Source organism: Streptomyces sp. NPDC047028, assembly GCF_040644095.1.
Lineage (GTDB): Bacteria > Actinomycetota > Actinomycetes > Streptomycetales > Streptomycetaceae > Streptomyces.
The window spans coordinates 51,882-75,299 of the sequence record NZ_JBEYVS010000025.1 but is presented as its reverse complement, the minus strand read 5'-3'; the positions used below and the strand labels follow the sequence as shown (position 1 = coordinate 75,299).

Below are 23,418 nucleotides of genomic sequence, written 5' to 3'. Positions count from 1 at the left end.
CATGACGCAACAGGCAACCGACGTGAGCTGGGCGCTCCGCGATCTGGTGGAGAGCATCCCGGAGATCCGCTTCGCCCTCGTGGCCTCCAGCGACGGCAAGGCCATCACCTCCTTCGGCGCCGAGGACCCCGACGACGTGGACCGCTTCGCGGCCGTGGTGGCGGGCCTGCAGGCCCTGGCCCAGCCGGTCGCCGAGCAGTTCCCCAAGTACGCGGGCCAGCTGCGGCTGGCGATGATCGAGGTCGACGGCGGCCACCTCTTCGTCGTACGGGCCGGGGTGGAGACGTACCTCGGCGTCCTCGCCCGCGAAGGACTCGACCAGGGGCTGCTGGGCCATCAGATGAGGGACCTGTCCCGGCGCATGGGTGAGCTGCTCGGCACCACCCCGCGCCTGGAGGAGCACTCTGGATGAGTGCTCCCCGCCGGCCCACGGACCCGTCCGGTCTCACCCGCTACTACGTCCTCACCAAGGGCCGCAGCGGACCGGACGGGCCGGCGTCGACCCTCGACGTGGCGACCCTCATCATCTCCCGCACGGCACCCTTACCGGGCATGCAGTACGAGCACGAGGAGATCATCCGGCACTGCCGCGATCCGCTGTCGGTCGCCGAACTCGGCGCCCACCTCGGACTGCCCTTCCACATCCTCGCGGTGCTGCTGGCGGATCTGCTGGACGCAGGCCGTATCGAAGCCCATGATCCGATTCCGGCGCACGACGCGGGCCGCGGTCCGGACCTCGCGCTCCTCCAGGAGGTACTCAGTGGACTTGAAAGGCTTTGACCAACCCGGCCGCCCCGCCGCCGGAGGCATCCGCTCGGTCAAGGTGATGATCGCCGGCGGGTTCGGCACCGGGAAGACCACCATGGTCCGCGCCGTCAGCGACATCAAGCCGCTCACCACCGAGGAGACCCTGACCCAGGCCACCGTCGGCACCGACCACCTCGTCGGCGTCGCCGACAAGGCCGAGACCACCGTCAGCCTGGACTTCGGCAAGATCTCCCTCAACGACACGCTGATGCTGTACCTGTTCGGCACCCCCGGGCAGGAACGGTTCTGGTTCCTGTGGAACGGCCTGTTCAAGGGCGCGCTCGGCGCGGTCGTCCTCGTCGACACCCGGCGCCTGGCCTCCAGCTTCCGCGCGATCGAGGAGATGGAGCGGCAGAACGTGCCCTTCGTCATCGCGCTGAACATGTTCCCCGACTCCAAGGAGCATCCGATCGAGGAGATCCGCGACGCCCTCGACATCGCCCCGCACACGCCGGTCGTGCGCTGCGACGCCCGCGACCGCGCCTCCAGCCGCGACGTCCTCGTCGCCCTGATCCGCCATCTGCAGGAACGCTCCGCCGTCGCCCAGGAGTCTCGATGAACGCGCACGACCCCGAGGCCCCGGGCGGCTGCCCCGTCGCGCACGGCGCGGGCGCCACCCGGCTGTACGGCCCCGAGTCGGAGAGCGACCCGCACGCCATCTACGCGCGGCTGCGGGTGGAGCACGGCCCCGTCGCCCCCGTCCTGCTGGAGGGCGACATCCCGGCCTGGCTGGTGCTCGGCTACCGGGAGAACCGGCGGGTCCTGGACAACCCCCTGCAGTTCAGCCGGGACGCACGGATCTGGCGGGACTTCACGGAGGGCCGCGTCGCGGAGACCTCACCGCTGATCCCGATGCTGGGCTGGCGGCCCGACTGCGTCTCCCAGGACGGCGAGCCGCACCGCCGGCTGCGCGGCGCGGTCACCGACAACCTCCAGGCGGTCGCGGCGCGTGGCGTCCGACGGCACGTCACCCACTTCGCGAACAAGCAGATCGACGCCTTCGCCGACGCCGGCCGGGCCGACCTGGTCGCCGACTTCGCCGAGCACCTGCCGATGCTGGTCCTCACCCGGGTCTTCGGGCTGGCCGAGAGCGAGGGCCGGGCGCTCGCCGAGTCCAGCAACCTCGTCCTCAAGGGCGGCGCGGACGCCCTCGCGCACAACGAGAAGATCATGGCCGTACTGGGTGAACTCGCCGCACGCAAACGGGCGGAACCCGGGTCCGACTTCGCCTCGGGGCTCATCGAGCACGCGGCGGCCCTGGACGAGGACGAACTGGTCAGCCACCTGCGCCTGGTCCTGATCACGGCCCACGCCACGACGAGCAACCTGCTGGTCCGCACGCTGCAGCTCATCCTCACCGACCCCGACCGGCGTTCGGGGCTGATCAGCGGACAGCTCAACATGGCCTCCGTGGTGGAGGAGGTCCTGTGGAACGCGCCGCCGCTCGCCGTGCTGCCGGGCCGGTTCGCCACCTCCGACCTGGAACTGGGCGGCTGCCCGGTGAAGGAGGGCGACCTGCTGGTCCTCGGTCTCGCGGCCGGCAACGTGGACCCGCAGATCCGGCCCGACACGGGCGTCTCCGTGGCCGGCAACCACTCCCACCTGGCGTTCAGCGGGGGCCCGCACGAGTGCCCGGGGCAGAGCCTCGGCCAGGCCATCATCGAGATCGCCGTGGACGTCCTGCTGCACCGGCTGCCCGGCCTGCGCCTCACCGTCGCGCCGGAGGACCTCACCTCGTCGGCGTCCACCTGGGAGTCCCGGCTGGACAGCCTGCCGGTGGAGTTCGCCGCCTGAACCGGACCGTCCGGCCCCCCGCCCGGCAGGCGGGGGGCCGCCGTTCGGTGTGAACGGCGGCCCGGTTCCCGTCCGTCACACCGCGAGCAGGTCGTCCACCGAACCCTGGCCCGCCAGTTCGGCCGCCACCGCCGGCCCCTCCTTGGCCGCCGCGTACCGCCCCGAGGTCAGCGCCCACTCGTAGTTGCCGTTGATCCAGTGCTGGATGGCCTCCACACCGAGGCGCACCTCGTCCCGGCCGGCCTCGTCCAGCCCGAGCTCGTCGCACATGCGCGGCACCCGCGCCTCCAGCTCCACGTACTCGCGCAGGCACTCGGTCGTCATCCGGTACGCCTCGTCCGCGGCGTCCTGCCAGGAACCGCCGCGCGCCCGGTGGAGCACGGCTATCAGATTGTGGCCGTCGCCCCTGCGCCGCTCCCGCTCGAAGGAGTGGATGTCGTTCATGAACCCGATGGTGTCCGCGGCCAGGTCCCGCATCCGCTCCATCAGGGGATGGGCCTGCACCTGGGCCGGCACCTCGAAGCGGCGGCTGCGCTCGCCCGCGTCGATGCTGTGGTGGATGCCGACGGTACGGCGCCGGAACACCGTGTACTCCGCCAGGTCCAGTTTGCCGGCGAGCCCGCGGGCGGCCAGGTCTACCTCCTCGCAGTGGGCCACCAGGAACCGCCCCCACGACGCCGCGAACCGGGTCTGCCAGGTCAGGGACATGCCCGCGCTGAGATGCTCCCAGACCTCCGCCCAGGCCAGCGTGATCGGGCAGACCACGCGGGGCCGGCTGCCCGCCGGACGCAGAGGTGTCACGATCAGCTCCCGCGCCACCTCCGCGATCCGGTCCGCCCGGTCGGGCCGGTTCGCGTCGAACTGGTCGTCGAAGAGGAAGGCCAGCGAGAACCAGTTCATCAGCACGACCATGTCCTCGGCCGAGGCGTGCGGATAGGTCCGCGCGGCGGCCTGCGGCAGGTCCCACGACTGGTACTCGTCGAACCCGGCCTGACTGCGCACCAGGCCCATGTCCCAGATCCAGCGCAGGTGGCGCGAGCGCGCGTACTCCAGGTGCGCGCTGACGGGCGTCTCGAACGGCAGGTCGAACCGGACGTCCTGAGGCATGCGTGTCCTTTCGGGAGGCGGAACGCAGAGTCCCCCCGTCCCTGCACTCGAACTGCGTTTCGTGGCTCGAAAGTTGAGCCGGAAAGCGGTACGAGGCTGCCCAGGCCGTAAATGATCTACGCGTGAGCCGGAAGTGACGTGTGTTACTGCCGACACCCCGTCAGACGCGTACACTCCCGCGCCCCTTGACCCGCGCGAGCGCCATCCCGGCCGGGCTCACGAGACCCTGCCCGGCCGGCAGACACGCTGAACGCGGGTCAGTCGCGGCCGCCCTTCCCGTCCGTGGCCGGCCACACGCCCGTCGACCGGGCGATCGCCTTGGCGCCGGTGCGGTCCACGGCGCTGCGGACCACCGCGAAGATGGCGCCCTGGACGGCCGCCGCGAGCAGGATCTCGCCCCAGCCGCGGTCTTCGTCCAGCGCGTCCGGCGCGTCGTCCTCGTGCCGGATCACCTTCCACGCCTTCTGGAACGCCAGCCCGGCCAGTGTGCCGCCGGTCCAGCTGAGCACGAAGCCGACGGGCTTGTAGGCGAAGGGGAGCTTCTTCTTGTTCTTCTTGCCCACGGGGATCTCCTCGGGTCGGGGGAGCGGGTCGGATGCGAGTCCTTTCGGGCCGGATTCCGGCCGGATGCGGGATCAGGGACGGCCGGCGGGCGGGACCTCCTCCGCGGGCCGTACCGGGCCGGGCGGAGTGCCGTCGCCGAAGGGGCGGCCGCCGAGCTCCTCCCGGTGGTGCGGGGCCGTCCAGCCGGCGAGATCCGGACCGAGCGGCACGATGCCGGTGGGGTTGATGCCGCTGTGCACCTGGTAGTAGTGCCGCTTGATGTGGTCGAAGTCCACGGTGTCGCCGAAGCCGGGCGTCTGGAACAGGTCCCGCGCGTACGCCCAGAGCACCGGGTTTTCCGCCAGCTTCCAGCGGTTGCACTTGAAATGGCCGTGGTAGACGGGGTCGAACCGGACCAGCGTGGTGAACAGCCGGATGTCCGCCTCGGTGAGGGTGTCCCCGACGAGGTAGCGCTGCCCGGCCAGCCGCTCGGCGAGCCACTCCAGACGCCGGAAGACCGCCGTACAGGCCGCCTCGTACTCCGCCTGGTGGGTGGCGAACCCGGCCCGGTACACGCCGTTGTTCACGTCCTCGTAGACGCCCGCCATCACCTCGTCGATCTCGTCCCGGCGGCCGGCCGGATACAGGTCCGGCGCGCCGGGACGGTGCAGGGCGGTCCACTCGGTGGCCAGGTCCAGGGTGATCTGAGGGTAGTCGTTGGTCACGAGCCGCCCGCTGGGGACGTCGACGACCGCCGGCACGCTCACCCCGCCCGGGTAGCCGGTCTCCCGTGCGTCGTACGCCTCGGCGAGGTAGCGGATGCCGAGCACCGGGTCCCGGCCGTCCGGGTCCAGGGTGAACCGCCAGCTGCGGTCGTCCTGGACCGGGTCGGCGATCGCCATGGACAGGGCGTCCTCCAGGCCCAGCAGCCGGCGCGAGACCACCGCCCGGCTCGCCCACGGACAGGCGCGGGAGACCACCAGCCGGTAACGGCCCGCCTCCACCGGCCAGCCGTCCCGGCCGTCCGCGGTGATCCGGTCCCTGAAGTGGCTCCTGGACCGCTTGAACGCCTTGTGGCCGTACGCGCTGTTCCCGTCGCCACCCATGTCTCCTCCTCGCCGCACGTCCCGCGTGATGGACGCCCTGGCACAACGCGTTCCCCGATTTCCGCCGCCGGCACCGTGTGATCCACCCGCTCGGGGGCAGTCGGCGGGAGTGACCCGGACACCCTCGGAACAGGAGCGGGCCGACGCGCCCGATGACGCCCCCACCGCCCCCGGCGGCAGCCGGCCCTCTCAGGGCGACCGGCACACCCGCCTCACCGTCTACGTCGCCCTCGGCGCCAATCTGCTGATCGCCGCCGCCAAGGCCTTCGGCGGCGTGTTCGCCGGCTCGCCGGCGCTGCTGTCGGAGGCCGCCCACTCGGTCGCCGACAGCTTCAACGAGATCTTCCTGCTGGCCGCGCTGCGCCGCAGCCGCCGGCCCGCCGACGAACGGCACCCCTTCGGCTACGGCAAGGAGCGCTTCTTCTGGTCGCTCCTCGCCGCCGTCGGCATCTTCGTCATGGGCGGCTGCTTCTCCTTCTTCCAGGGCTTCGAAGCGCTCCGGGAGGACACCAGCGAGACGTTCACCGGGTACGTCGCCGCCCTGATCGTCCTCGGCGTGGCCCTCCTCGCCGAGGGCGCCTCCCTGCTGCGGGCGCTGCACCAGGTGCGCCAGGGCGGCGGCCGCAAGGCCCTGCGCGATCCGGCGCTGCGCACGGTGGTCGCCGAGGACGGCAGCGCGGTCCTCGGCGTCACCTTCGCCCTCATCGGCATGGCCCTGCACATGGTGACCGGCCAGGTCGCCTGGGAGGCCTCCGCCTCGCTCGCGATCGGCGCGCTGCTGGTGTACGTCGCCTACCGGCTCGGCCGCGAGGCCCGCGACCAGCTCATCGGCGAGGCCGCCGACCCGGAGCTGGCCCGCCGGATCCAGGAGCACCTGGAGCGACAGCCCGAGATCGACAGCGTCGAGGCGCTGTTCACCATGAAAATGGGCCTGGACGCCACCCTGGTGGCCGCCCGTATCGACCTGGTGCCCGGCCTGGACAGCGAGCGCGTCGAGGAGGTCGCCGTACGGATCAAGCGGTCCCTCGCCCACGACCTGCCGGCCGCGAACCAGGTCTTCCTCGACGTGACCGACCGGCCCGCCGGGGAGGCACGGGAGAGCCCCGCCGCGACGGGGGAACGCGGCGGGGCCTGACGCACGCGTGCCCAACCCGGAGCCCGGTCATGCGCACGGAACACAGATATTTCTAAAACCTGCCGGTTCCCGGCCGGAAATCAGCTCCCGTCGACCGGCTCCAGCACGAACACCGGGATGTCCCGCGACGTCTTCTCCTGGTAGTCGGCGTACGACGGGAACGCGGCCACCGCCCGCTCCCACCAGGCGGCCTTCTCCGCGCCGGTGACCTCCCGGGCCCTCATGTCCCGCTTGACCGGCCCGTCCTGCAACTCCACCCGCGGATCGGCCGTCACGTTGAAGTACCACACCGGGTGCTTGGGCGCCCCGCCCACCGAGGCCACCGCCGCGTAGCGTCCCCCGTGCTCGACCCGCATCAGCGGAGTCTTGCGGATCTTCCCGCTCCGCGCGCCCCGCGTGGTCAGCACGATCACCGGCAGCCCGGTGTCGCGCAGGGTCGTCCCCTTGGTGCCGCCGGAACCCTCGTACAGCTCGACCTGCTCACGCACCCACTGCGTCGGGCTCGGCTCGTACTCGCCCTCGAGAGGCATGGCATCCGTCCCTTCTCCTGCCGGCTCCGCCGACGTGTCAACGGCTGACGTCCAGCTTCATCCAACACCGGCCGCGCCCCGATTCATCCAGGGCACCCCATCACCCCGGTGCCACCGCCATGCGGACCGCCAGGGTCAGGATCACGCCGCTCGACAGCAGCGCCGTCACCAGCCGGCCCCGCCGCCCGGTGAGCGCGCGACCGAGGAGCGCCCCGCCGCAGGCCAGGAACAGCTGCCAGCTCGCGGAGGCGGCGAGGGCGGCCAGGACGAACACGGCCCGGTCCAGCGGCCGTACGGCCTCCGCGGTGCTGGTGCCGACGACCAGCGCGGCGAAGTACACGACCGTGACGGGATTGAGCAGGGTGACACCGAGAAGGCCGAGATACGCGCGAGCGGCGCTCGGAACCGGCCGCTCCGCCCGGGTCGCCGGCCGGCGCGCGCGGTACTGCCGCAGTGCACCGGCCGCGCCCCACACCGCCAGGGCCGCCAGGACCAGCGCCGAGGCCAGGCGCAGCGGGGCCAGCACCGGGCGCAGCGCGGCCGCGAGGGCCGAGCCGCCGACGGTGGCGAGGAGGGCGTAGAGACCGTCGGCGCTCGCGACGCCCAGGGCGGCGCAGGCGCCGGTGCGCAGCGAGGTGCGCGCGGTCAGGGACACCAGGTACGTCCCGACGGCGCCGACCGGCACGGCGATGCCGTACCCGGCGAGCAGGCCCGCCGTGAGCGCGGCCGTCACGGTCGCGCGGGACCGGGCCTGACGGGACGGCCCGGCTGCTGCTGAAGCCGCGGCGCGAGGCAGACGGCGGACGGCGGCAGCGGGGTGGCGGTGCGGAACATGGACAGATCCTGCGGCCCGCGCCGCCCCCGGGGCAACCGGATTTTCGGCGTGGAACCGCCCCTCGCACCCCTCGTCTTCGGCCAGATCCCGCGGATCACCGATCTGGCCGAAGTTGCCGTCGCCCCATAGATGCCCGGGGCATCTAATGAAGATCAGTACGAGGCACCATCGGCACGACGCACCAACGTCTGCGAGGTCTTTCCATGACGGAACTGACGGACACCACCGGTCCGGCGATCCCGGCCGAACCCGTCGCCTTCCCCCAGGACCGCACCTGCCCCTACCACCCGCCGACCGCCTACGCCCCGATGCGCGACGGCCGGGCCCTGTCCCGCGTCACCCTCTACGACGGCCGCGAGGTCTGGCTCGTCACCGGCCACGCCGCCGCCCGCGCGCTGCTGTCCGACCCCCGCCTGTCCAGCGACCGGCGCCGGGCCGGCTTCCCCTCGCCGACCGCCCGGTTCGCGGCCGTACGGGACCGCAGGGTGGCCCTCCTCGGCGCCGACGACCCCGAACACCGTACCCAGCGGCGGATGATGATCCCGTCGTTCACCCTCAAGCGCGCCACGGAACTGCGGCCCGCCATCCAGCGGATCGTCGACGGACTGCTGGACAGGATGGCCGAGCAGGGGCCGCCCGCCGAGCTGGTCTCCGCGTTCGCGCTGCCCGTGCCGTCCATGGTCATCTGCGATCTGCTCGGCGTGCCGTACGCCGACCACGAGTTCTTCGAGGAGCAGTCCCGGCGGCTGCTGCGCGGTCCCACGGCCGCCGACACCCAACGGGCCCGGGAGCGGCTGGACGCCTATCTCGGCGACCTCGTCGACCGCAAGGCCGCGAGCGGGGCGACCGGCGACGGCATCCTCGACGGCCTCGTCCACCGGCAGTACCGCGACGGCCTGCTGGAGCGGACCGAACTCGTCTCGCTGGCCGTCATCCTGCTCGTCGCGGGGCACGAGACGACCGCCAACATGATCTCCCTCGGCACCTTCACGCTCCTCCAGCACCCCGACCGGCTGGCCGAGTTGCGCGCCGACCCGGCGCTGCTGCCCGACGCCGTCGAGGAGTTGATGCGCATGTTGTCCATCGCGGAGGGCCTCGCCCGCGTCGCCCTGGAGGACGTCGAGGTGGACGGCACCACGATCCGGGCCGGAGAAGGCGTCCTCTTCAGCACCTCGGTGATCAACCGCGACACGGACCAGTACGCCGAACCCGACGCCCTGGACTTCCACCGCCCGGCCCGCCACCACGTCGCCTTCGGCTTCGGCATCCACCAGTGCCTGGGCCAGAACCTGGCCCGCGCCGAACTGGAGATCGCCCTCGGCACCCTGCTCCGGCGCTTCCCCTCGCTGCGGCTCGCCGCCCCGCCCGAGGAGATCCCCTTCAAACCCGGCGACACGATCCAGGGGATGCTGGAACTCCCCGTGACCTGGTAAGAGGCTGCCGTCATGCACATCGACATCGACAAGGACCGCTGCATCGGCGCGGGCCAGTGCGCGCTCGCCGCGCCCGCCGTGTTCACCCAGGACGACGACGGCTACAGCACCCTGGTCCCCGGCCGCGCGGACGGCGCGGGCGAGACCATGGTCCGGGAGGCGGCCCGTGCCTGCCCGGTGAGCGCGATCACGGTCGGCCCGGCCGGCGACTGACCGCCCGCGGAGGATCCGCGGTACCGGCCGCGGCAGGCCTGAGTAGGGTTCCCGGATGACCGAACACGCCGGGAAACCCTTCCTCTACGTCGTCGTCTGCGCGGCCGGTTCCGCCTCCGGGATCGGCGAACTGATCACCGCCGCCCAGGAGCGGAACTGGGAGGTCGGGGTCATCGCCACGCCGCTCGCGATGAACGGATTCTTCGACACCGATGCGGTCCGGACCCAGACCGGCCGCCCCATCCGCTCGGCCTGGCGCACCCCGGACGACCCGCGTCCCTTCCCTGCCCCGGACGCCGTGATCGTGGCCCCCGCGACCTTCAACACCATCAACAAATGGGCGGCGGGCATAGCCGACACCCTCGCCGTCGCCACCCTCTGCGAGACCGCCGGCCTGAACATCCCGACCGCCGTCCTCCCCCGAGTGACAGAAGCCCTGACCACCCACCCCGCCTACCAGGCCGCCCTGACCCGCCTCCGCGCCATGGGCATCCGCATAGCCGAAGACCCGGACTCCACCTGGAAGGAAGCACTGGACCTACTGAACTGACGGAACGCCGCCTCGGGGCAGCGCCCTGAAGGGGCGCGGGGCTGTGTCGACATGCGGCTCCGCCGCGTGGGCGCGACATGCCACAACGGCGCCGCACCCAAGGAACAACGGTGCCCGACCGGAGGAAACCTCACCGAGTCCTACGGACGTACCCCGAACTCCCCGGCGTGGAAACGCCCACATCCCGCCGCACCACACTGATCCGCGCCCCCCAGCGAAGCGCCTTCCGCAACCCCGCGTCGGTGTACTCGACATCCACCACCCGATCGTCGAACGCCCCGGCGTACACCCCGCACTCCTCGTACGCCCCGCACTGCTCCGTCACCGCGAAGTCCAGCCCGATCCGCCGGGCCCGGCCCGCCAGTTCGGCCGTGTTCTTCTGCCCGACGGCGAGGTGCCGGGCGTGCGCGTGCCGGACGAGCAGCCTCATGAGGGCGGTCGCGTCGGCGGCGGTGAGCAGATGACGGGAGCGGGTGTAACTGTCGTAGTTGTCCGGCTCGATCGCGTCGAAGCCCTTGGCCGCGCAGCCGTCGATCCACCGGTCGACGCGTGCTGCCACGCGCCGGCGCTTGGCCGGGGTGCGCAGGTCGAGCAGCGGCTCGTTCCAGTCCTCGTCGATGACGACCTCGCCGTGGGCGTCGCGCAGCAGCAGGTCGGCCGGCCAGGAGGACCGCTCGGCTGGCTGGGCCTGGAAGGCGTTGACGTAGCAGATGTTGTAGAGGCCGGGCGCGGGGGAGTCGGAGCGGTCGCGGCTGACGATCCGGACGCCCGGGGGCGGGGAGTAGGCGCCGCCGATCTGGTAGTCGAACCCGGCGTGCCGGGGCGGCAGCCGCACGGCGGCGTGCGTCGGCGAGGCACTGCCGCGTCCGCTGCCAGCGCCGTCCCCGCCGTCCCCGGCACAGCCGGCCAGGACGGAGAGGGCCAGGACGGACGCGGCCAGGGCGGCCGCCGCGGAGCGGACGGTCCTCCGGGAGACACGGCCACCGCCGCGCGCAACATGTTCGGCGACGCCCGTTTCCTCCCTCACACCCCGGATCCAAGCGTTCCCGCGCGGTCGTCGTCAAGCCCGCCCCACGCCACCACGTACGCTCCTGACTGACCATCGCCTGGAAGGCAGGAGCAGCAACGATGCAGTATGTGAAGCTCGGTTCGACGGGCCTGGACGTCTCGCGGATCTGTCTGGGCTGCATGACCTACGGACTGCCCGACCGCGGCACGCACGAGTGGACCCTCGACGAGGCGGCGTCCAGCCCGCTGATCCGGCAGGCGCTGGAGGCGGGCATCACCTTCTTCGACACCGCCAACGTCTACTCCGACGGGACCAGCGAGGAGATCGTCGGCAAGGCGCTGCGCGAGTACGCGAACCGCGACGAGATCGTGCTGGCCACCAAGGTGCACGGCCGGATGCGGCCGGGACCCAACGGGGCCGGGCTGTCCCGCAAGGCCGTCATGACGGAGATCGACCACAGCCTGCGCCGCCTCGGCACCGACTACGTCGACCTCTACCAGATCCACCGCTACGACCACGTCACCCCGGTCGAGGAGACCATGGAGGCGCTGCACGACCTGGTCAAGGCGGGCAAGGTGCGTTACATCGGCGCGAGTTCGATGTACGCGTGGGAATTCTCCAAGGCGCAGTACACGGCGGAGCGGCACGGCTGGACGAAGTTCGTCTCCATGCAGAACCACTACAACCTGCTCTACCGCGAGGAGGAGCGCGAGATGCTGCCGCTCTGCGCGGACCAGGGCGTCGGCGTGCTGCCCTGGAGCCCGCTGGCCCGCGGCCGCCTCACCCGGGACTGGGGAACCGTCACCGGCCGCAGCAGCAACGACGACTTCGGCGGACGGCTCTACCAGGAGGGTGACCGCGCGATTGTGGAAGCGGTCACCCGCATCGCGGGAGACCGGGGCGTGGCGCGGGCCCAGGTGGCGCTCGCCTGGCTGCTGCACCAGTCCACGGTGACCGCCCCGATCGTCGGCGCGGCCCGGCCGCAGCACATCGAGGACGCGGTGGCCGCCGTCGAACTGGAGCTGAGCGACAAGGAGATCGAGGAACTCCAGGAGCCGTACACGCCGCACGCCGTCAGCGGCCACTGAGCGGTTCACCAGGTCCGTGCGGCACACGCCGGGTGCCGCGCGGACCGGTCCGCAATTCACCGCTCGCCATACTCACCGCGTTAATTGACAATTAGTCGAACATACGCGGGCGGTTTGTTTTGTGGAAAAGCGATGGATCTCTTGTTCCAAGCTGCCGGCCTGTGCAAAGGTGTGCGCGATCGCGCTCCCGTACGCCACCCCCCACGCCTCGAAAGAGCTGCCGACGGCGGACGTCAGAGATGCCGAATATCGGGTCGCATACCCCTCGGTATGGACCAATTCGTATCGCGCCCGGAGGAATGCAGCCGTGAAAGACGCAGATGCCTCGGACGAGCAACTGAGTGCCGCGCTGAAGAAGTGGACGGGAACGGCACCCGCCCTGCATCCGGTCGGCGAACTCCTCGACCGGCACTGGGAGGCGGCCTTCGCCTACGCCCGGCTCTGCACCGACGGCACCCGTGCCGCCGGAATGCTCACCACGGCCGCCTTCACCCGCCTGTTCGGCGAGTCCCTCAGGTATTCCGGGCCGTCCGCGGCCTGGCGGCCCCATCTGCTGGTCACCGTCCGCCGTATCGCCGCCGAATGGGACGGCGACGGCCGACAGAACCTCCTCCACCCGGCGCTGCGTCCCACCGCCGCCGGGGAGCGGGCCGCCGCCCGGCTGCTCCCGCCCGCCGGCCGGCGCATGCTCTCCCGGGCCTTCCAGCGGCTGCCGCAGACCGCCCGCGCCGTGCTCTGGCACACCGAGGTCGAGGCCGAACCCCTGTCCGCCCCCGCCGCACTGCTGGGCCTGGACGAGGAGGACACCCTGGCCGAACTGCGGCGGGCCCGGGAACGGCTGCGCGAGGAATGCCTGCAGGCGCACCGCGAACTCGCCCCCGAGCAGGAGTGCCTGCGCTATCTGCGCATGCTGGACGTGACCTTCCGGCGCGGCGGCGTCGACATCGATCCGGACCTGAACGACCACCTGGCCCGCTGCCGGCACTGCCGGCGGACCGGGGACCAGCTCGCGCGGTTCGAGTCGGGGCTCGGTCTCGCGCTCGCCGAGGCCGTCCTCGGCTGGGGCGCCGGCGCCTACCTGGAGTCCCGGCCCGGCCGGGCCGGCGAGAGCGCCGGACCGGACCCGCGGCCCGAGCCGGCCCCCGAAGTCCCCTTGCCTTGGGGAGGCGAAGCGTTCGCGCCCCTGGCAGAAGCGGCGACCACGTCACCGGCTGCGCCCGGCGCCCCGCCCGGCGCGTCCACCCCCCGCCCCTCGCACCGCTCGGCACGTCGGGCCGCCCCCCGTCCCCGGCGCCGCAACCTCGCGCTGGCCGTCGCCACCGTCAGCGGCCTCGTCGTGCTTCCGCTGGTCCTGTGGTCGGTGCTGGGCTCCGGCGACGGCCCCGCACCAGGCCCCGGCGGCACGCCCTCCCGGGCGCCCGGCAAGGACACGGCCAGTCCGGGCCCGTCCTGGGCCGGCGCGAACGGCACCGCGAAGGGCGCCCTGCGCGGCCGGCTGCACAACGTCGCCTCCGGGCTGTGCGTCGCCGTCGTCGGCAAGAAGGCCGTCAAGGGCGCGGAGACCGAACTGGCCACCTGCTCCTCCGCGTCGGACCAGCAGTGGGTCTACGAGCCCGACGGACGTCTGCGCAGCGCCGCCGCACCCGCCCTGTGCCTGGACTCCCACCTCGGGTACTCGGTCGTGCTGGCCGACTGCGCGGACAGCGGCCACGCCGTCAGGAGCGTCCGCTACGACTTCACGCTGCAGGGCGCCCTCGTGCCCCGCTGGGACCAGGACCTGGCGCTCACGCCGGCCGCCACCGACGGCTCGGGTTCCCTCGTCCTGAAGAACCGCGCCAACACCTCCGTCCAGCACTGGACCGTCGACACCGCCCAGCCCGACCTGCGGATGCAGATCGTCAACTGGGACACCGACAGCGGATCTACGGCGTCGCGGACGCCGACTCCGAAGGCCGCTCCCCGGCCGTCGGCGAGCCCGTCACCCTCGACGCCCGCCCCGACGGCGACCCGCCGGGCCCCGCGGCCGGCACCGTCCCCCTCCCTCTCCGGCTTCTGCGCCACCTACCCCGCCTACTGCTACCCGGGCGGCCAGGACGGCTCGGGAGGCACCGGAGGTTTCGGCGGCGGTCACGGCGGACACTGGGGCCGCTGACCGGTTCAGGGGTGCTGCGGCGGGGGCCCGGGTGGGTGCGGCGGCCGGCCGGGGTGGGGAGGTCGCTCACCGGGGTGGGGAGGCCGCTCGCCGGGGTGGTGCGGCGGCGGGGGCGGGATCGTGCCCAGGGCGGGCGCCGGTTCGGGCCAGACCAGCAGCACCGGACAGGGCGCGTGGTCCACGGCGAACCGCACGGCCGGCCCCAGGCTGCGCGGGCCCAGCCGGGAGCGGTCGCCGTCCCGGGCCAGCACCAGCAGATCGGCACCCTCGGCGGCGGCCACCACCTCGCGCTCGACCCGCCCGGACCGCTCCTGCCGGGTGCACGGCCGCCCCAGCCGCTCGGCCGCCGCCGCCAGCAGGTCGGCGGCCGAGCTGTCGCCGAGCGCCTCCAGCCGGTCCCCGGGATCCCGGCCCCAGCCCTCACCCGGGGCGTGCCCGCCGGGATGCGCGCGGCCGAGCAGCCCCGCGAACGCCCCGTGCGCCACCCCGGGCACCTCCGGCCCGGTCACATGCAGCAGCACCACCTCGGACGCGTCCCGGGCATGGGCGCGCACGGCGTCCACACAGGCGGGCCAGGTGCCCTCCACCAGCCAGGCGATCACACGCATCCCGTCGGCCTCCCTCAATTGCCTCGCACCACCGAAGTCCCGCCCCTCAGAAAACCCGCAGCGACCCCCACAGCGCCACCACCGCCACGGCCAGCGACGACGGCACCGCGACCAGCCCCAGCCGGGTGAACTCCCCGAGGTTCACGCCGTGTTCGTGCTGGTGCACGATCCGCCGCCACAGCAGCGTGGCCAGCGAACCGGCGTACGTCAGGTTCGGGCCGATGTTCACCCCGAGCAGCACCGCGAGCACCGCGCCCGGCCCGGACGCCGCCGCCAGCGGCAGCAGCACCAGCACGGCCGGCAGATTGTTGATGACGTTCGCCAGCACCGCGGCCAGCGCGGCGGTCCCCAGCAGCGCGGGCAGCCCCGTGCCGCCCGGCAGCACATGCCCGAGCACGCCGGCGAGCCCGTTGTCGACGACGGCCCGCACCACGACGCCCAGCGCCAGGACGAACACCAGGAAGGCCGGCGCCGCCGCCCGCACCACCGTCAGCGGTGTCGCCCGCCCTCGCAGCAGCGCCCGCCCGGCCAGCACCAGCGCGCCCGCCGCCGCGACCCACACCGGCTCCACCCCGAACACCGACGCCACCACGAAACCGGCCAGCACGCAGCCGACGGTCACCAGCGCGAACAGCGGCGGCGCGGGCGGCTCGCCCGCGTCCTTCGCGACCGGCGCGGCCGCCGTCAGGTCGTGGGCGAAGAACCGCCGGAAGACCACGTACTCCACGCCGATCGCGGCCAGCCACGGCAGGACCATCAGCCCCGCGAACCGGGTGAAGCTCAGCCCGCTCGCCGCGAACGCGAGCAGGTTCGTCAGATTGGACACCGGCAGCAGCAGCGACGCCGTGTTCGACAGATGCGTGCACGCGTACACGTGCGGCTTGGGCCGTACACCGGTCCGCGCGGCGGTGGCGAAGACCACCGGCGTGAGCAGTACGACCGTGGCGTCCAGGCTGAGGACGGCGGTGATCGCCGACGCCAGCGCGAACACCGCCGTCAGCAGCCGCACCGGCCTCCCCGCCGCCCAGCGGGCCGTCCACGCCCCGCACCACTGGAACAGCCCCGCCACATCGCAGAAGTGGGCGAGCACCAGCACCGCCGCCAGGAACCCGACCACCGGGCCGAGCCGCGCGGCCTCGGCCCCCGCGTGGGCCGGCGAGATCGCGCCGGTGGCGACCACGAGACCGGCGGCGGGCGCGGCCGCCACCGCCTCCGGCCACCCGAACGGCCGTACGACGGCCCAGACGAGCACCGCGACCAGCAGAACGGCGGAGAGGGCCTCGGCGGCAGAGCTGTTCAGGACGGGTCCTTCCCCGGTCGATCAGGTCGATCTCATGGTGCCGCCCATGAAAACAGACTCCGGAAACCCGCCTACGACGCCCCGGCGCCCGCCGCGCCCAGGAACTCCGCCCAGCCGCCCGTCGGGGCCTGGCCCGGCGACAGCGTCCGCAGGGTGCGCAGCACCGCCGGGTCCTGCGCCTCCAGCCAGGCCACGAGCTGCTTGAAGGACACGAAGCGGACGTCGTCGTATGCGGCCATCCGGCCGATCGCCTCCTCGACGGCGTCCATGTAGATGCCGCCGTTCCAGCGTTCGAAGTGGTTGCCGACGAAGAACGGCGCCCGGTTGGTGGTGTAGGCGCGGTGGAAGCCGGCCAGGTAGGTGTCGCGGGCCTGCGAGCGCCACGAGGCGAACTTCGCCGGATCGCCGAGCGGGTCGCCGCCGGACTGGTTGAACATCATATTGTAGTCCATCGACAGGACTTGGAAGGAGTGCCCGGAGAACGGGATCGACTGCAGCGGGAAGTCCCAGATCCGGCCGCCCTGCACCTTCTGCGGCCAGATCTGCAGCCCGCCCGGGGAGCTGGCGTCGTACGTCCAGCCGAGCGCGGCCGCCGTGGGCAGCAGGTTCTTCTGCCCCTCCAGGCAGGGGGTGCGGCCGCCGGTCAGCTCCTTGCGGTAGTCGAAGGGGAGGGGTTCGAGGTCGGTGAAGCCGGTGTTGGTCCGCCAGTGCGTGACGAAGTCGACGGCCTGGTCGATCTCGCTGCGCCAGTCGGCCGGCGACCACCTGCCCACGCCGGTCGCACCGCAGAAGTGCCCGTTGAAGTGGGTGCCGATCTCGTGGCCCTCCAGCCAGGCGGCGCGCACCTGCTGGAGGGTGGCGTGGATGTGCCGGTCGGCGAGGTAGCCGATCGCGGACGCGCCGACCGGGTGCTGAGGCGGGTGGTACAGGTGCTTCTTGGACTCCGGCAGCGTGTAGATGCCGCTGAGGAAGAACGTCATCGTGGCGTGGTGGTCGGCGGCCACCTTGCGGAACCGGGAGAACAGCTTGTTGCTCAGCTCGCCGGCCCCGTCCCAGGAGAACACCACGAACTGCGGCGGCTTCCGGCCCGGCTTCAGCCGGACCGGCTTCGGCTGGTTCGGCTGCGCGCCGGTGTCCGCGGTGGAGCCGTCGCCTATCTTCCTGACCGGCCGCGCCTGCGTGGTGCCCCGGCCGTACGCCGGGTCCTTCGCGCCCACGGACAGCCCGCCCCCGGACGAGCACGCGGACAGGGCGCCCAGCACACCGGCCGCCGCCCCCGCCGTCAGCACACGCCTGCGTGAAATCCCGCTCATCTTGTCCCCGAACTCCTCGTCAAGGCCCCGCGAGGCCCGCTCGCTGTGTGGTCGAGGGGTTCGATGAGCCGTCACGGCGGAAAGATCGCGGCCGGCGGGACGTGTTGCCGTCCTGTGACACTTGTGGCGCGCTCATGACGAACCCCGCCGCCCGGAACGGGCGACGGGGCTGCGGGGAGACGGGCGGGAGCCCGTGCGGGAGTGCCGGTCAGGCGCCCGTGCCGGGGCGGAAGACCGTCAGGAACACGGACGAGGAATTCCCGCCCACCGGGACCGTCCCCGCCGTCCACGCCACCTTCAGGTGGTCCCGCTCGTCCGGCGGGGTGATCAGCAGCGCAGCCGGCGTGGCCGTCTTGGCGCCGCTGATCTCCGGGTTGGAGAACGTCAGCCCCGCCCAGGCGCTCCCCCCGGGCCTGAGCGTGATCGTCGCCGGCGTGCCCGAGGACCGCTTGGGGTCCGGGCCGAGCTGGCCGCCGGAGGCGTTCACGAAGGCCGCACCCGGATAGCCGCGCACGGTGCAGGTGCGGGCCGACTTGTTGGTGAGGACGAGCGGGAAGTTCTCCTGGCCGGCCCCCGGATCGTTGCGGCCCACCGAGGCACGCAGCTCGGAGGTGTGGCAGCGGGAACTCGTGGCCGACGTGCGCGTCCCGCCGTCCGGGGACGTGGTCGCCGGCTTGGCTGCGGACGTCTTCGTGCCCCCGTCCGGGGTGGACGCGCTGGACGCGGCGCTCTTGTGCGGGGTCGAGCCCGGGCTGGACTCGGTCGCGGGCGCCGCCGTCCCCGACACCTTCACCGCGGGGCTGGTGTGGCCGTCGGTGCTGCCGCAGGCGGTCAGGAGGCTCAGGCCGGCGACCGCGCCCGCGAGCAGGGTGGTGCGCCGCAAGGATCGAGGTGTGTACGCCATGTCTCTCAACACTCCTGGAGGGTCACGGCACGCGCCGGACGCGTGCCTGGGGCGCCGGGTGCGCCGTCATCACACTCCGATGCGTGGACCGCCGGAAAAGTTCGGAACGTGCCGGGTTCTTTTCCCCGCCTTGACCGTCCCTACGACCCCTGGGGCGAGACCCGCAGCGAACGGAGTACGCCGTCGGACGCCGAGTTGTCACCCCGGCGCCGGACCTGGACGTACACCTGCGGCTGCGCGGAGCCGTCCGCCGGGCGCAGCGCGGACTCGGTGACCGTGCCGCCGTCGGGGCAGCCCGTCCAGACCCGGACGGGGCCGCGCCAGTCGGCGTCGGCGAACGTGTGGCTGCCCGCGTAGCGGCAGCCGGAGTGGGTGAGGGCGTCCACCCGGGCCGTGACGTCGCCGTGCTCGCTGAGGCCCACGAACACGCCGTCGACCGGCGCCGTCAGATCCGGCCAGGCGGTCAGGTCGTCGGCGACCCCAAGCCCCGGCTCGTGCCCCGCCGCCAGACCCAGCGCGGCCGGGTCCCAGCCGGAGTCGCGCAGTTGCCGTGCCCAGTCCGCGGGCACCTCCACGCTCACCCGGCCGGTGGAGTCCGCGACCCTCGTCCGCCCGGCCGAGCCCGGCCGGTGGAGCAGCAGCGTCACCCCGGCGGCGGCGACCGCGGCGGCGAGCAGCGCGGCCAGGGACAGGGTGACCGCGTTGAGCCGGCCCCGGACACGGTCGAGCCGCTTGGCCCGGACAGGGACGGAGGGCGGTGCGGCCGGGGCGAGGGCCGTGACCGGGTCGGCAGGGGAGTGTGCCGCGGCCGGGTCGGCGGGGGAGTGGGGCGCGGGCGGGTCGTCCGGGGCCGCCGCCAGCCGGTCCAGCTCGTCCGCGAAGACCTGCGCGCCCGGCCAGCGCCGCCGCCGGTCCGGCTCCAGCGCGCGCATCAGCGCCCGCTCGGCCGCCTCGCCCAGTTCCGGCCGCAGCCGCCCCGGCGGCACCACCCGGCCGGGCTGTCCCGGCACGCTGCCGGTGACCAGCTCGTAGCCGACCGCGCCCAGGCTGTACACGTCGGCGCGCTCGTCGATGCCCTCCCCGGGCTCGGCCTGCTCCGGCGGCTGGTAGCCCGCGCTGCCGGCAGCGAGCGTCAGCACCGAGGCCTGCGCGAGGCTCTTGGCCAGCCCCAGATCCGCCAGCAGCACCCGCCGGTCACCGTCCGGCGCGGTGTGCAGCAGCACGTTGGTCGGCTTGATGTCCCGGTGCACGATGCCCGCCTCGTGCAGGGCGGCGGCGCTGCGCGCGGCCAGCGCCGTCAGCCGCAGCGCCGCCGGCACCGGCAGCGGGCCCTCGGCGAGCAGATCGGCGAGGGTGCCGCCGTCGGCGTACTCCATCACGAAGTACGGCCGTGAGTCCGGGAGTTCCCCGATGTCGTAGACCTGCACCACCCGGCTGGAGCCGGCCCGGCGCAGCAGCCGCGCCTCGGACAGGAACCGCTCCCGTACGTCGAGCCGGTGCGCCCAGTTCTCGGCAAGGACCTTCACCGCCACCGGAGCGTCCAGCTCCTCGTCGTGGGCGAGCCACACCGTGGCGAAGGCCCCGCTGCCCAGGCGCCGTTCGAGACGGTAGCGGCCGATCCGCTCCAGGGAGTGCATACGACTATCATGCCTGGCCTGAGATCGACTTCCAGGGGGACCCTCACGTGCAGGACCCGGCACTGACCGAAGACCTCGCCCGGCGCGCCGCCGGCGGTGACCGAGCCGCGCTGGACCGGCTGCTGACCGAGATCCGGCCGGAGGCCGTGCGCCGCTGCGGGCGGTTCCTGCCCTGCCGGGAGGACGCGGAGGAGGCCGCCCAGGACGTGCTGCTCCAGGTGGCCCGGCACATCTCCGCCTTCGAGGGCCGCAGCCGCTTCAGCACCTGGCTCTACACGGTGGTCGCCAACTGCGCCCGGCAGAAGTACCGCGAGCTGAAGCGGCGCGCCGCCGAACAGCCCGCCGTCATCGAGCCGTCCCTGTCCGTCGACCCGCGCACCACCAGCGTCATCGCCGGCTCCCGCGTCGACCTGCTGGAGGCCCTGGAACGGCTGGAGCGCGAGCACCCGCACCTGGTGGCGCCGCTGGTCTACCGGGACATCTGCCAGCTGGACTACGCCGAGGTCGCCGAACGCGTCGGCATCCCGCTCGGCACCCTGAAGTCCCGCCTGCACGAGGCACGCAAACAGGTCCGCCCCTGGCTCACCGCGTCCTGAGGCTCTCGTGCGGCCCGGTGTCCGGCCTCGGCCCGCGTCTGGGGTCCTCGTCCGGCCCGGTGCCCAGCCTCGGCCCGCGTTCTGAGGCCCTCGTGCGGGCCAGTGCCGGCCTGAGCCCGCATCCGGCCCGGTGCCCGGCTCAACCCGTGTCCTGGCCTCGACCGCCCGGTGTCCGGCCTCAGGCCGCCTCCTGAGGCCTTCGTCCATCCCCGTGCCGAGGGCCTCAGCCCAGGCCCAGGCCCTCGTCCTCGTCCAGCACGCCCAGTTCCGCCCAGATCGTCTTGCCGTCGGCGGTGTGCCTGCTGCCCCAGCGCTGGGTGAGCTGGGCGACCAGCAAGAGTCCGCGGCCACCCTCGTCCCAGGTCTTCGCGCGCCTGAGGTGCGGCGCGGTGTGGCTGGTGTCGGAGACCTCGCAGATCAGCGTGGTCGCGTCATGGATGAGCCGCAGCCGGATCGGGTGGGAGCCGTACCGGATCGCGTTGGTCACCAGTTCGCTCACCACCAGCTCCGCGGTGAACCCGGCCGCGCTCAGCGACCAGCGGTCCAGCTGGTCGACGACCTGCTTGCGGATCGGCGCGACCAGCGCCGGGTCGGCCGGGATGTCCCAGGTCGCGACCTGGGACGCGGGCAGCCCCTGGGTGCGGGCCAGCAGCAGTGCCACGTCGTCGCCGGCACCGCCCTGCGGCAGCAGCGCGTGCAGGATGCTGTCGCAGGTCTCGTCGAGGGATCCGGTGTACGTCCCGAGCGCCTCGTGCAGCAGCGGGTGGCCGGCGTCGCCCGCCCGGTCCCGGTGCTGCACCAGGCCGTCCGTGTAGAGCGCGAGGACGGTGCCCTCGGGCAGTTCGACCTCGGTGGACTCGAACGGCAGCCCGCCGAGCCCCAGCGGCGGCCCGGCCGGCAGGTCCAGCTGCCGGGCACCGCCGCCGCCCGGGGGGAGCAGCACGGGCGGCGGATGACCGGCCCGGGCGAGGGTGCAGCGCCGGGAGACGGGGTCGTACACGGCGTACAGGCAGGTGGCGCCGACCTCGCCCGTGCTGCCGTCGCCACCGGCTTCCTCCGACAGCCGGATCACCAGGTCGTCGAGGTGCGTGAGCAGCTCGTCCGGGGCCAGGTCGATGTCGGCGAGGGTGCGCACGGCGGTGCGCAGCCGGCCCATGGTGGCCGACGCCTGCACGCCGTGCCCGACGACGTCCCCGACGACCATGGCGACGCGCATCCCGGACAGCGGGATCACGTCGAACCAGTCGCCGCCCACCCCGGCGCGGGCCGCCGGCAGATAGCGGGAGGAGGCCTCCAGGGCGGCGGTGCGCGGCAGGGTGCGGGGCAGCAGGCTGCGCTGCAGGGCGAGCGCGGTCTCGCGTTCGCGGGAGTAGCGGCGGGCGTTGTCGATGCACACGGCGGCCCGGGCGGTGATCTCCTCCGCGAGCAGGGCGTCGTCCGCGGTGAACGGCTCCGGGCGCCGGTGCCGGGCCAGCAGCGCGACCCCGAGGGTGAGGCCGCGGGCCTGGATGGGCACCGACATCGCCGAGTGGAAGCCGAAGTCCTGCGCCCGCCCGGACCGCACCGGGTCCGAACGCAGCCAGTCGTCCCTGGCCTTCGTGACCTCCGTGGCCTCCGTGGCCTCCGCCCTGTCCGAGGCGCGGATGGTGCGGCCGGCGATCAGCGAGTCGGCCTGCGGGGAGGCGGCGGGGTACACGCTGACCTGCCCCTGCGCGGTCACCGCCTCCGGAATGCCGGGGAGGACCGACTGGTGTGCGGCGCGGCGCAGCGACACCGGTGCCGTGATGTGCGCGGGAGGCTCCCAGCCCGGCTCCCGCGGGTCCAGCAGATCGATGCTGACGAAGTCGGCGAGTGCGGGAACGCACACGTCCGCCAGCTCCTGTGCCGTCCGGGTGACGTCGAGGGTCGAGCCGATGCGCACGCTCGCCTCGTTCACCAGCTGCAGCCGCTGCCGGGTCCGGTGGTTCTCGGTGACGTCGTGCGCGGCCAGGCACACGCCCCGCACCCGGCCCGCGCCGTCGGTCACCGGCGCCATCCGGGCCAGCCAGGCGCGGACCTCGTCCCGGGCGCCCGTGCGCAGCAGCGTCTGCACGTCCAGCGGAGCGCCGGTGGACAGCACCCGGAGCATGCCCTGCTCCAGCTCGTCGCTCTGCGGCTTGCCGCCGATCTCCGCGAGCCTGAGGCCCCGCAGCCGCTCCTCGGGCAGCCCGATGATCTCGGCCATGGCGTCGTTCATCCGGCGCAGCCGCAGCCGCTCGTCGTACACGGCGACGGCACAGGGCGCCTGGATCAGGCTCGCCCGGGTGAGGGGGTCGCCCGGGTCGTCCGGCGCTGCCGTCTCCCCGCCGGTGAGCGGGGTGACCACGAGCCAGTCCCCGGGCCGGCCGTCGCGCGGCGCCCGGTGGTGCGCGAGCAGCCAGACCGGGACGGTACGGCCGTCCCGGTGGCGCAGAGCGAGCGTTCCCTCCCAGCGCGGCGTGCCGGGCGGGGCGGGCGGATCGCTCCCGGCGAGCAGATCGGCGGCGGGGCGGCCCACGACGTCGGCGGCCGGGTGGCCGAGCAGCCGCCGCGCGCCCTCGTTCCACTCCACCAGCGTGCCGTCGTCGCCGATGACAGCCCGGGCCGTCGCCCCATCGTCGAACGGATAGACCCGGCTCATCTCGCCACTCCCAAGCGCACACGCACAGTGAACAGGTGCACCACTTGTGTTCCAGCCTAGTGCGTCGCGTGCTCGAGCGGACCGCGACCCCCGGCGCGG

General features: G+C 73.3%; 23 protein-coding genes. 11 read left to right on the top strand and 12 right to left on the bottom strand.

The window, feature by feature from the left end; translation table 11 throughout:
- The first annotated feature begins 1 nt into the window (after window position 1).
- From ABZ854_RS22420 to ABZ854_RS22405, 4 genes are read left to right on the top strand one after another with little or no spacing between them, the layout of a single operon-like run.
- Entirely contained in the window at window positions 2–412 is a 411-nt protein-coding gene (locus ABZ854_RS22420; RefSeq protein WP_361213676.1) for a roadblock/LC7 domain-containing protein, read from the top strand.
- Entirely contained in the window at window positions 409–780 is a 372-nt protein-coding gene (locus tag ABZ854_RS22415) for a DUF742 domain-containing protein (protein WP_129305221.1), read from the top strand. The genes ABZ854_RS22420 and ABZ854_RS22415 overlap by 4 nt, the downstream gene beginning before the upstream one ends.
- Complete coding sequence (locus ABZ854_RS22410) at window positions 761–1,366, top strand: ATP/GTP-binding protein (RefSeq protein WP_241740760.1); 606 nt, start codon at window positions 761–763, stop codon at window positions 1,364–1,366. The genes ABZ854_RS22415 and ABZ854_RS22410 overlap by 20 nt, the downstream gene beginning before the upstream one ends.
- Window positions 1,363–2,601, top strand: coding sequence for a cytochrome P450 (locus ABZ854_RS22405; RefSeq protein WP_361213672.1), 1,239 nt, complete (start codon window positions 1,363–1,365; stop codon window positions 2,599–2,601). The genes ABZ854_RS22410 and ABZ854_RS22405 overlap by 4 nt, the downstream gene beginning before the upstream one ends.
- Window positions 2,602–2,676: 75 nt before the next feature.
- Here the strand turns inward: ABZ854_RS22405 and ABZ854_RS22400 are convergent, their stop codons facing one another.
- The 3 genes from ABZ854_RS22400 to ABZ854_RS22390 all read right to left on the bottom strand — a co-directional run bounded on the left by ABZ854_RS22400 (window position 2,677) and on the right by ABZ854_RS22390 (window position 5,357).
- Window positions 2,677–3,708 (bottom strand): 7-epi-alpha-eudesmol synthase, encoded by a 1,032-nt coding sequence (locus ABZ854_RS22400; protein ID WP_361213669.1) that lies wholly within the window; start codon window positions 3,706–3,708, stop codon window positions 2,677–2,679.
- A 257-nt stretch (window positions 3,709–3,965) separates the two neighbouring features.
- A complete protein-coding gene (locus ABZ854_RS22395) occupies window positions 3,966–4,271 on the bottom strand; it encodes a DUF4235 domain-containing protein (protein ID WP_361213666.1) in 306 nt (101 codons plus the stop codon).
- A 72-nt stretch (window positions 4,272–4,343) separates the two neighbouring features.
- A complete protein-coding gene (locus tag ABZ854_RS22390) occupies window positions 4,344–5,357 on the bottom strand; it encodes a glutathione S-transferase C-terminal domain-containing protein (RefSeq protein ID WP_361213663.1) in 1,014 nt (337 codons plus the stop codon).
- Between the two features lie 109 nt (window positions 5,358–5,466).
- On the opposite strand from ABZ854_RS22390, the gene ABZ854_RS22385 reads away from it, so the two are divergent.
- Window positions 5,467–6,492 carry a cation diffusion facilitator family transporter gene (locus tag ABZ854_RS22385; RefSeq protein ID WP_361213660.1) on the top strand — a complete coding sequence of 342 codons (1,026 nt, stop codon included), beginning with the start codon at window positions 5,467–5,469 and terminating at the stop codon, window positions 6,490–6,492.
- 80 nt (window positions 6,493–6,572) lie between these two features.
- On the opposite strand, the gene ABZ854_RS22380 is transcribed toward ABZ854_RS22385, so the two are convergent.
- Both ABZ854_RS22380 and ABZ854_RS22375 read right to left on the bottom strand, forming a co-directional pair.
- A complete protein-coding gene (locus tag ABZ854_RS22380) occupies window positions 6,573–7,022 on the bottom strand; it encodes a nitroreductase family deazaflavin-dependent oxidoreductase (protein WP_361213657.1) in 450 nt (149 codons plus the stop codon).
- A gap of 100 nt (window positions 7,023–7,122) precedes the next feature.
- A complete protein-coding gene (locus tag ABZ854_RS22375; protein WP_361213654.1) occupies window positions 7,123–7,755 on the bottom strand; it encodes a LysE family transporter in 633 nt (210 codons plus the stop codon).
- A 305-nt stretch (window positions 7,756–8,060) separates the two neighbouring features.
- Here ABZ854_RS22375 and ABZ854_RS22370 point away from each other — a divergent pair, with 305 nt between their 5' ends.
- The 3 genes from ABZ854_RS22370 to ABZ854_RS22360 are packed head-to-tail and all read left to right on the top strand — an operon-like array spanning window position 8,061 to window position 10,053.
- Window positions 8,061–9,290, top strand: coding sequence for a cytochrome P450 (locus tag ABZ854_RS22370; protein WP_361213651.1), 1,230 nt, complete (start codon window positions 8,061–8,063; stop codon window positions 9,288–9,290).
- Between the two features lie 12 nt (window positions 9,291–9,302).
- Window positions 9,303–9,503 carry a ferredoxin gene (locus tag ABZ854_RS22365; protein ID WP_361213648.1) on the top strand — a complete coding sequence of 67 codons (201 nt, stop codon included), beginning with the start codon at window positions 9,303–9,305 and terminating at the stop codon, window positions 9,501–9,503.
- A gap of 55 nt (window positions 9,504–9,558) precedes the next feature.
- Window positions 9,559–10,053, top strand: a complete 495-nt coding sequence (locus tag ABZ854_RS22360; RefSeq protein ID WP_361213646.1) for a flavoprotein — start codon at window positions 9,559–9,561, stop codon at window positions 10,051–10,053.
- 130 nt (window positions 10,054–10,183) lie between these two features.
- On the opposite strand, the gene ABZ854_RS22355 is transcribed toward ABZ854_RS22360, so the two are convergent.
- Complete coding sequence (locus ABZ854_RS22355; RefSeq protein ID WP_361213770.1) at window positions 10,184–10,978, bottom strand: endo alpha-1,4 polygalactosaminidase; 795 nt, start codon at window positions 10,976–10,978, stop codon at window positions 10,184–10,186.
- A 203-nt stretch (window positions 10,979–11,181) separates the two neighbouring features.
- Here ABZ854_RS22355 and ABZ854_RS22350 point away from each other — a divergent pair, with 203 nt between their 5' ends.
- Together ABZ854_RS22350 and ABZ854_RS22345 are read left to right on the top strand one after the other, a co-directional pair.
- Window positions 11,182–12,150, top strand: coding sequence for an aldo/keto reductase (locus ABZ854_RS22350; protein WP_361213643.1), 969 nt, complete (start codon window positions 11,182–11,184; stop codon window positions 12,148–12,150).
- 307 nt (window positions 12,151–12,457) lie between these two features.
- A complete protein-coding gene (locus ABZ854_RS22345; protein WP_361213640.1) occupies window positions 12,458–14,302 on the top strand; it encodes an RICIN domain-containing protein in 1,845 nt (614 codons plus the stop codon).
- Between the two features lie 5 nt (window positions 14,303–14,307).
- Here the strand turns inward: ABZ854_RS22345 and ABZ854_RS22340 are convergent, their stop codons facing one another.
- The 5 genes from ABZ854_RS22340 to ABZ854_RS22320 all read right to left on the bottom strand — a co-directional run bounded on the left by ABZ854_RS22340 (window position 14,308) and on the right by ABZ854_RS22320 (window position 20,064).
- Window positions 14,308–14,910 (bottom strand): universal stress protein, encoded by a 603-nt coding sequence (locus ABZ854_RS22340; RefSeq protein ID WP_361213637.1) that lies wholly within the window; start codon window positions 14,908–14,910, stop codon window positions 14,308–14,310.
- Window positions 14,911–14,956: 46 nt separating this feature from the next.
- The gene (locus tag ABZ854_RS22335; RefSeq protein WP_361213769.1) at window positions 14,957–16,210 is read right to left on the bottom strand and encodes an SLC13 family permease; all 1,254 of its coding nucleotides are present in this window, start codon (window positions 16,208–16,210) and stop codon (window positions 14,957–14,959) included.
- Between the two features lie 71 nt (window positions 16,211–16,281).
- On the bottom strand, window positions 16,282–17,523 hold the full coding sequence (locus ABZ854_RS22330; protein WP_361213634.1) for a hypothetical protein: 1,242 nt from the start codon (window positions 17,521–17,523) through the stop codon (window positions 16,282–16,284).
- 208 nt (window positions 17,524–17,731) lie between these two features.
- A complete protein-coding gene (locus ABZ854_RS22325) occupies window positions 17,732–18,427 on the bottom strand; it encodes a DUF4232 domain-containing protein (RefSeq protein WP_361213631.1) in 696 nt (231 codons plus the stop codon).
- A 140-nt stretch (window positions 18,428–18,567) separates the two neighbouring features.
- Window positions 18,568–20,064, bottom strand: a complete 1,497-nt coding sequence (locus ABZ854_RS22320; RefSeq protein WP_361213628.1) for a serine/threonine-protein kinase — start codon at window positions 20,062–20,064, stop codon at window positions 18,568–18,570.
- A 47-nt stretch (window positions 20,065–20,111) separates the two neighbouring features.
- On the opposite strand from ABZ854_RS22320, the gene ABZ854_RS22315 reads away from it, so the two are divergent.
- Window positions 20,112–20,660 (top strand): RNA polymerase sigma factor, encoded by a 549-nt coding sequence (locus ABZ854_RS22315; protein ID WP_361213626.1) that lies wholly within the window; start codon window positions 20,112–20,114, stop codon window positions 20,658–20,660.
- A gap of 223 nt (window positions 20,661–20,883) precedes the next feature.
- Here the strand turns inward: ABZ854_RS22315 and ABZ854_RS22310 are convergent, their stop codons facing one another.
- Window positions 20,884–23,319 (bottom strand): SpoIIE family protein phosphatase, encoded by a 2,436-nt coding sequence (locus tag ABZ854_RS22310; protein ID WP_361213623.1) that lies wholly within the window; start codon window positions 23,317–23,319, stop codon window positions 20,884–20,886.
- Between the last annotated feature and the right edge of the window lie 99 nt (window positions 23,320–23,418).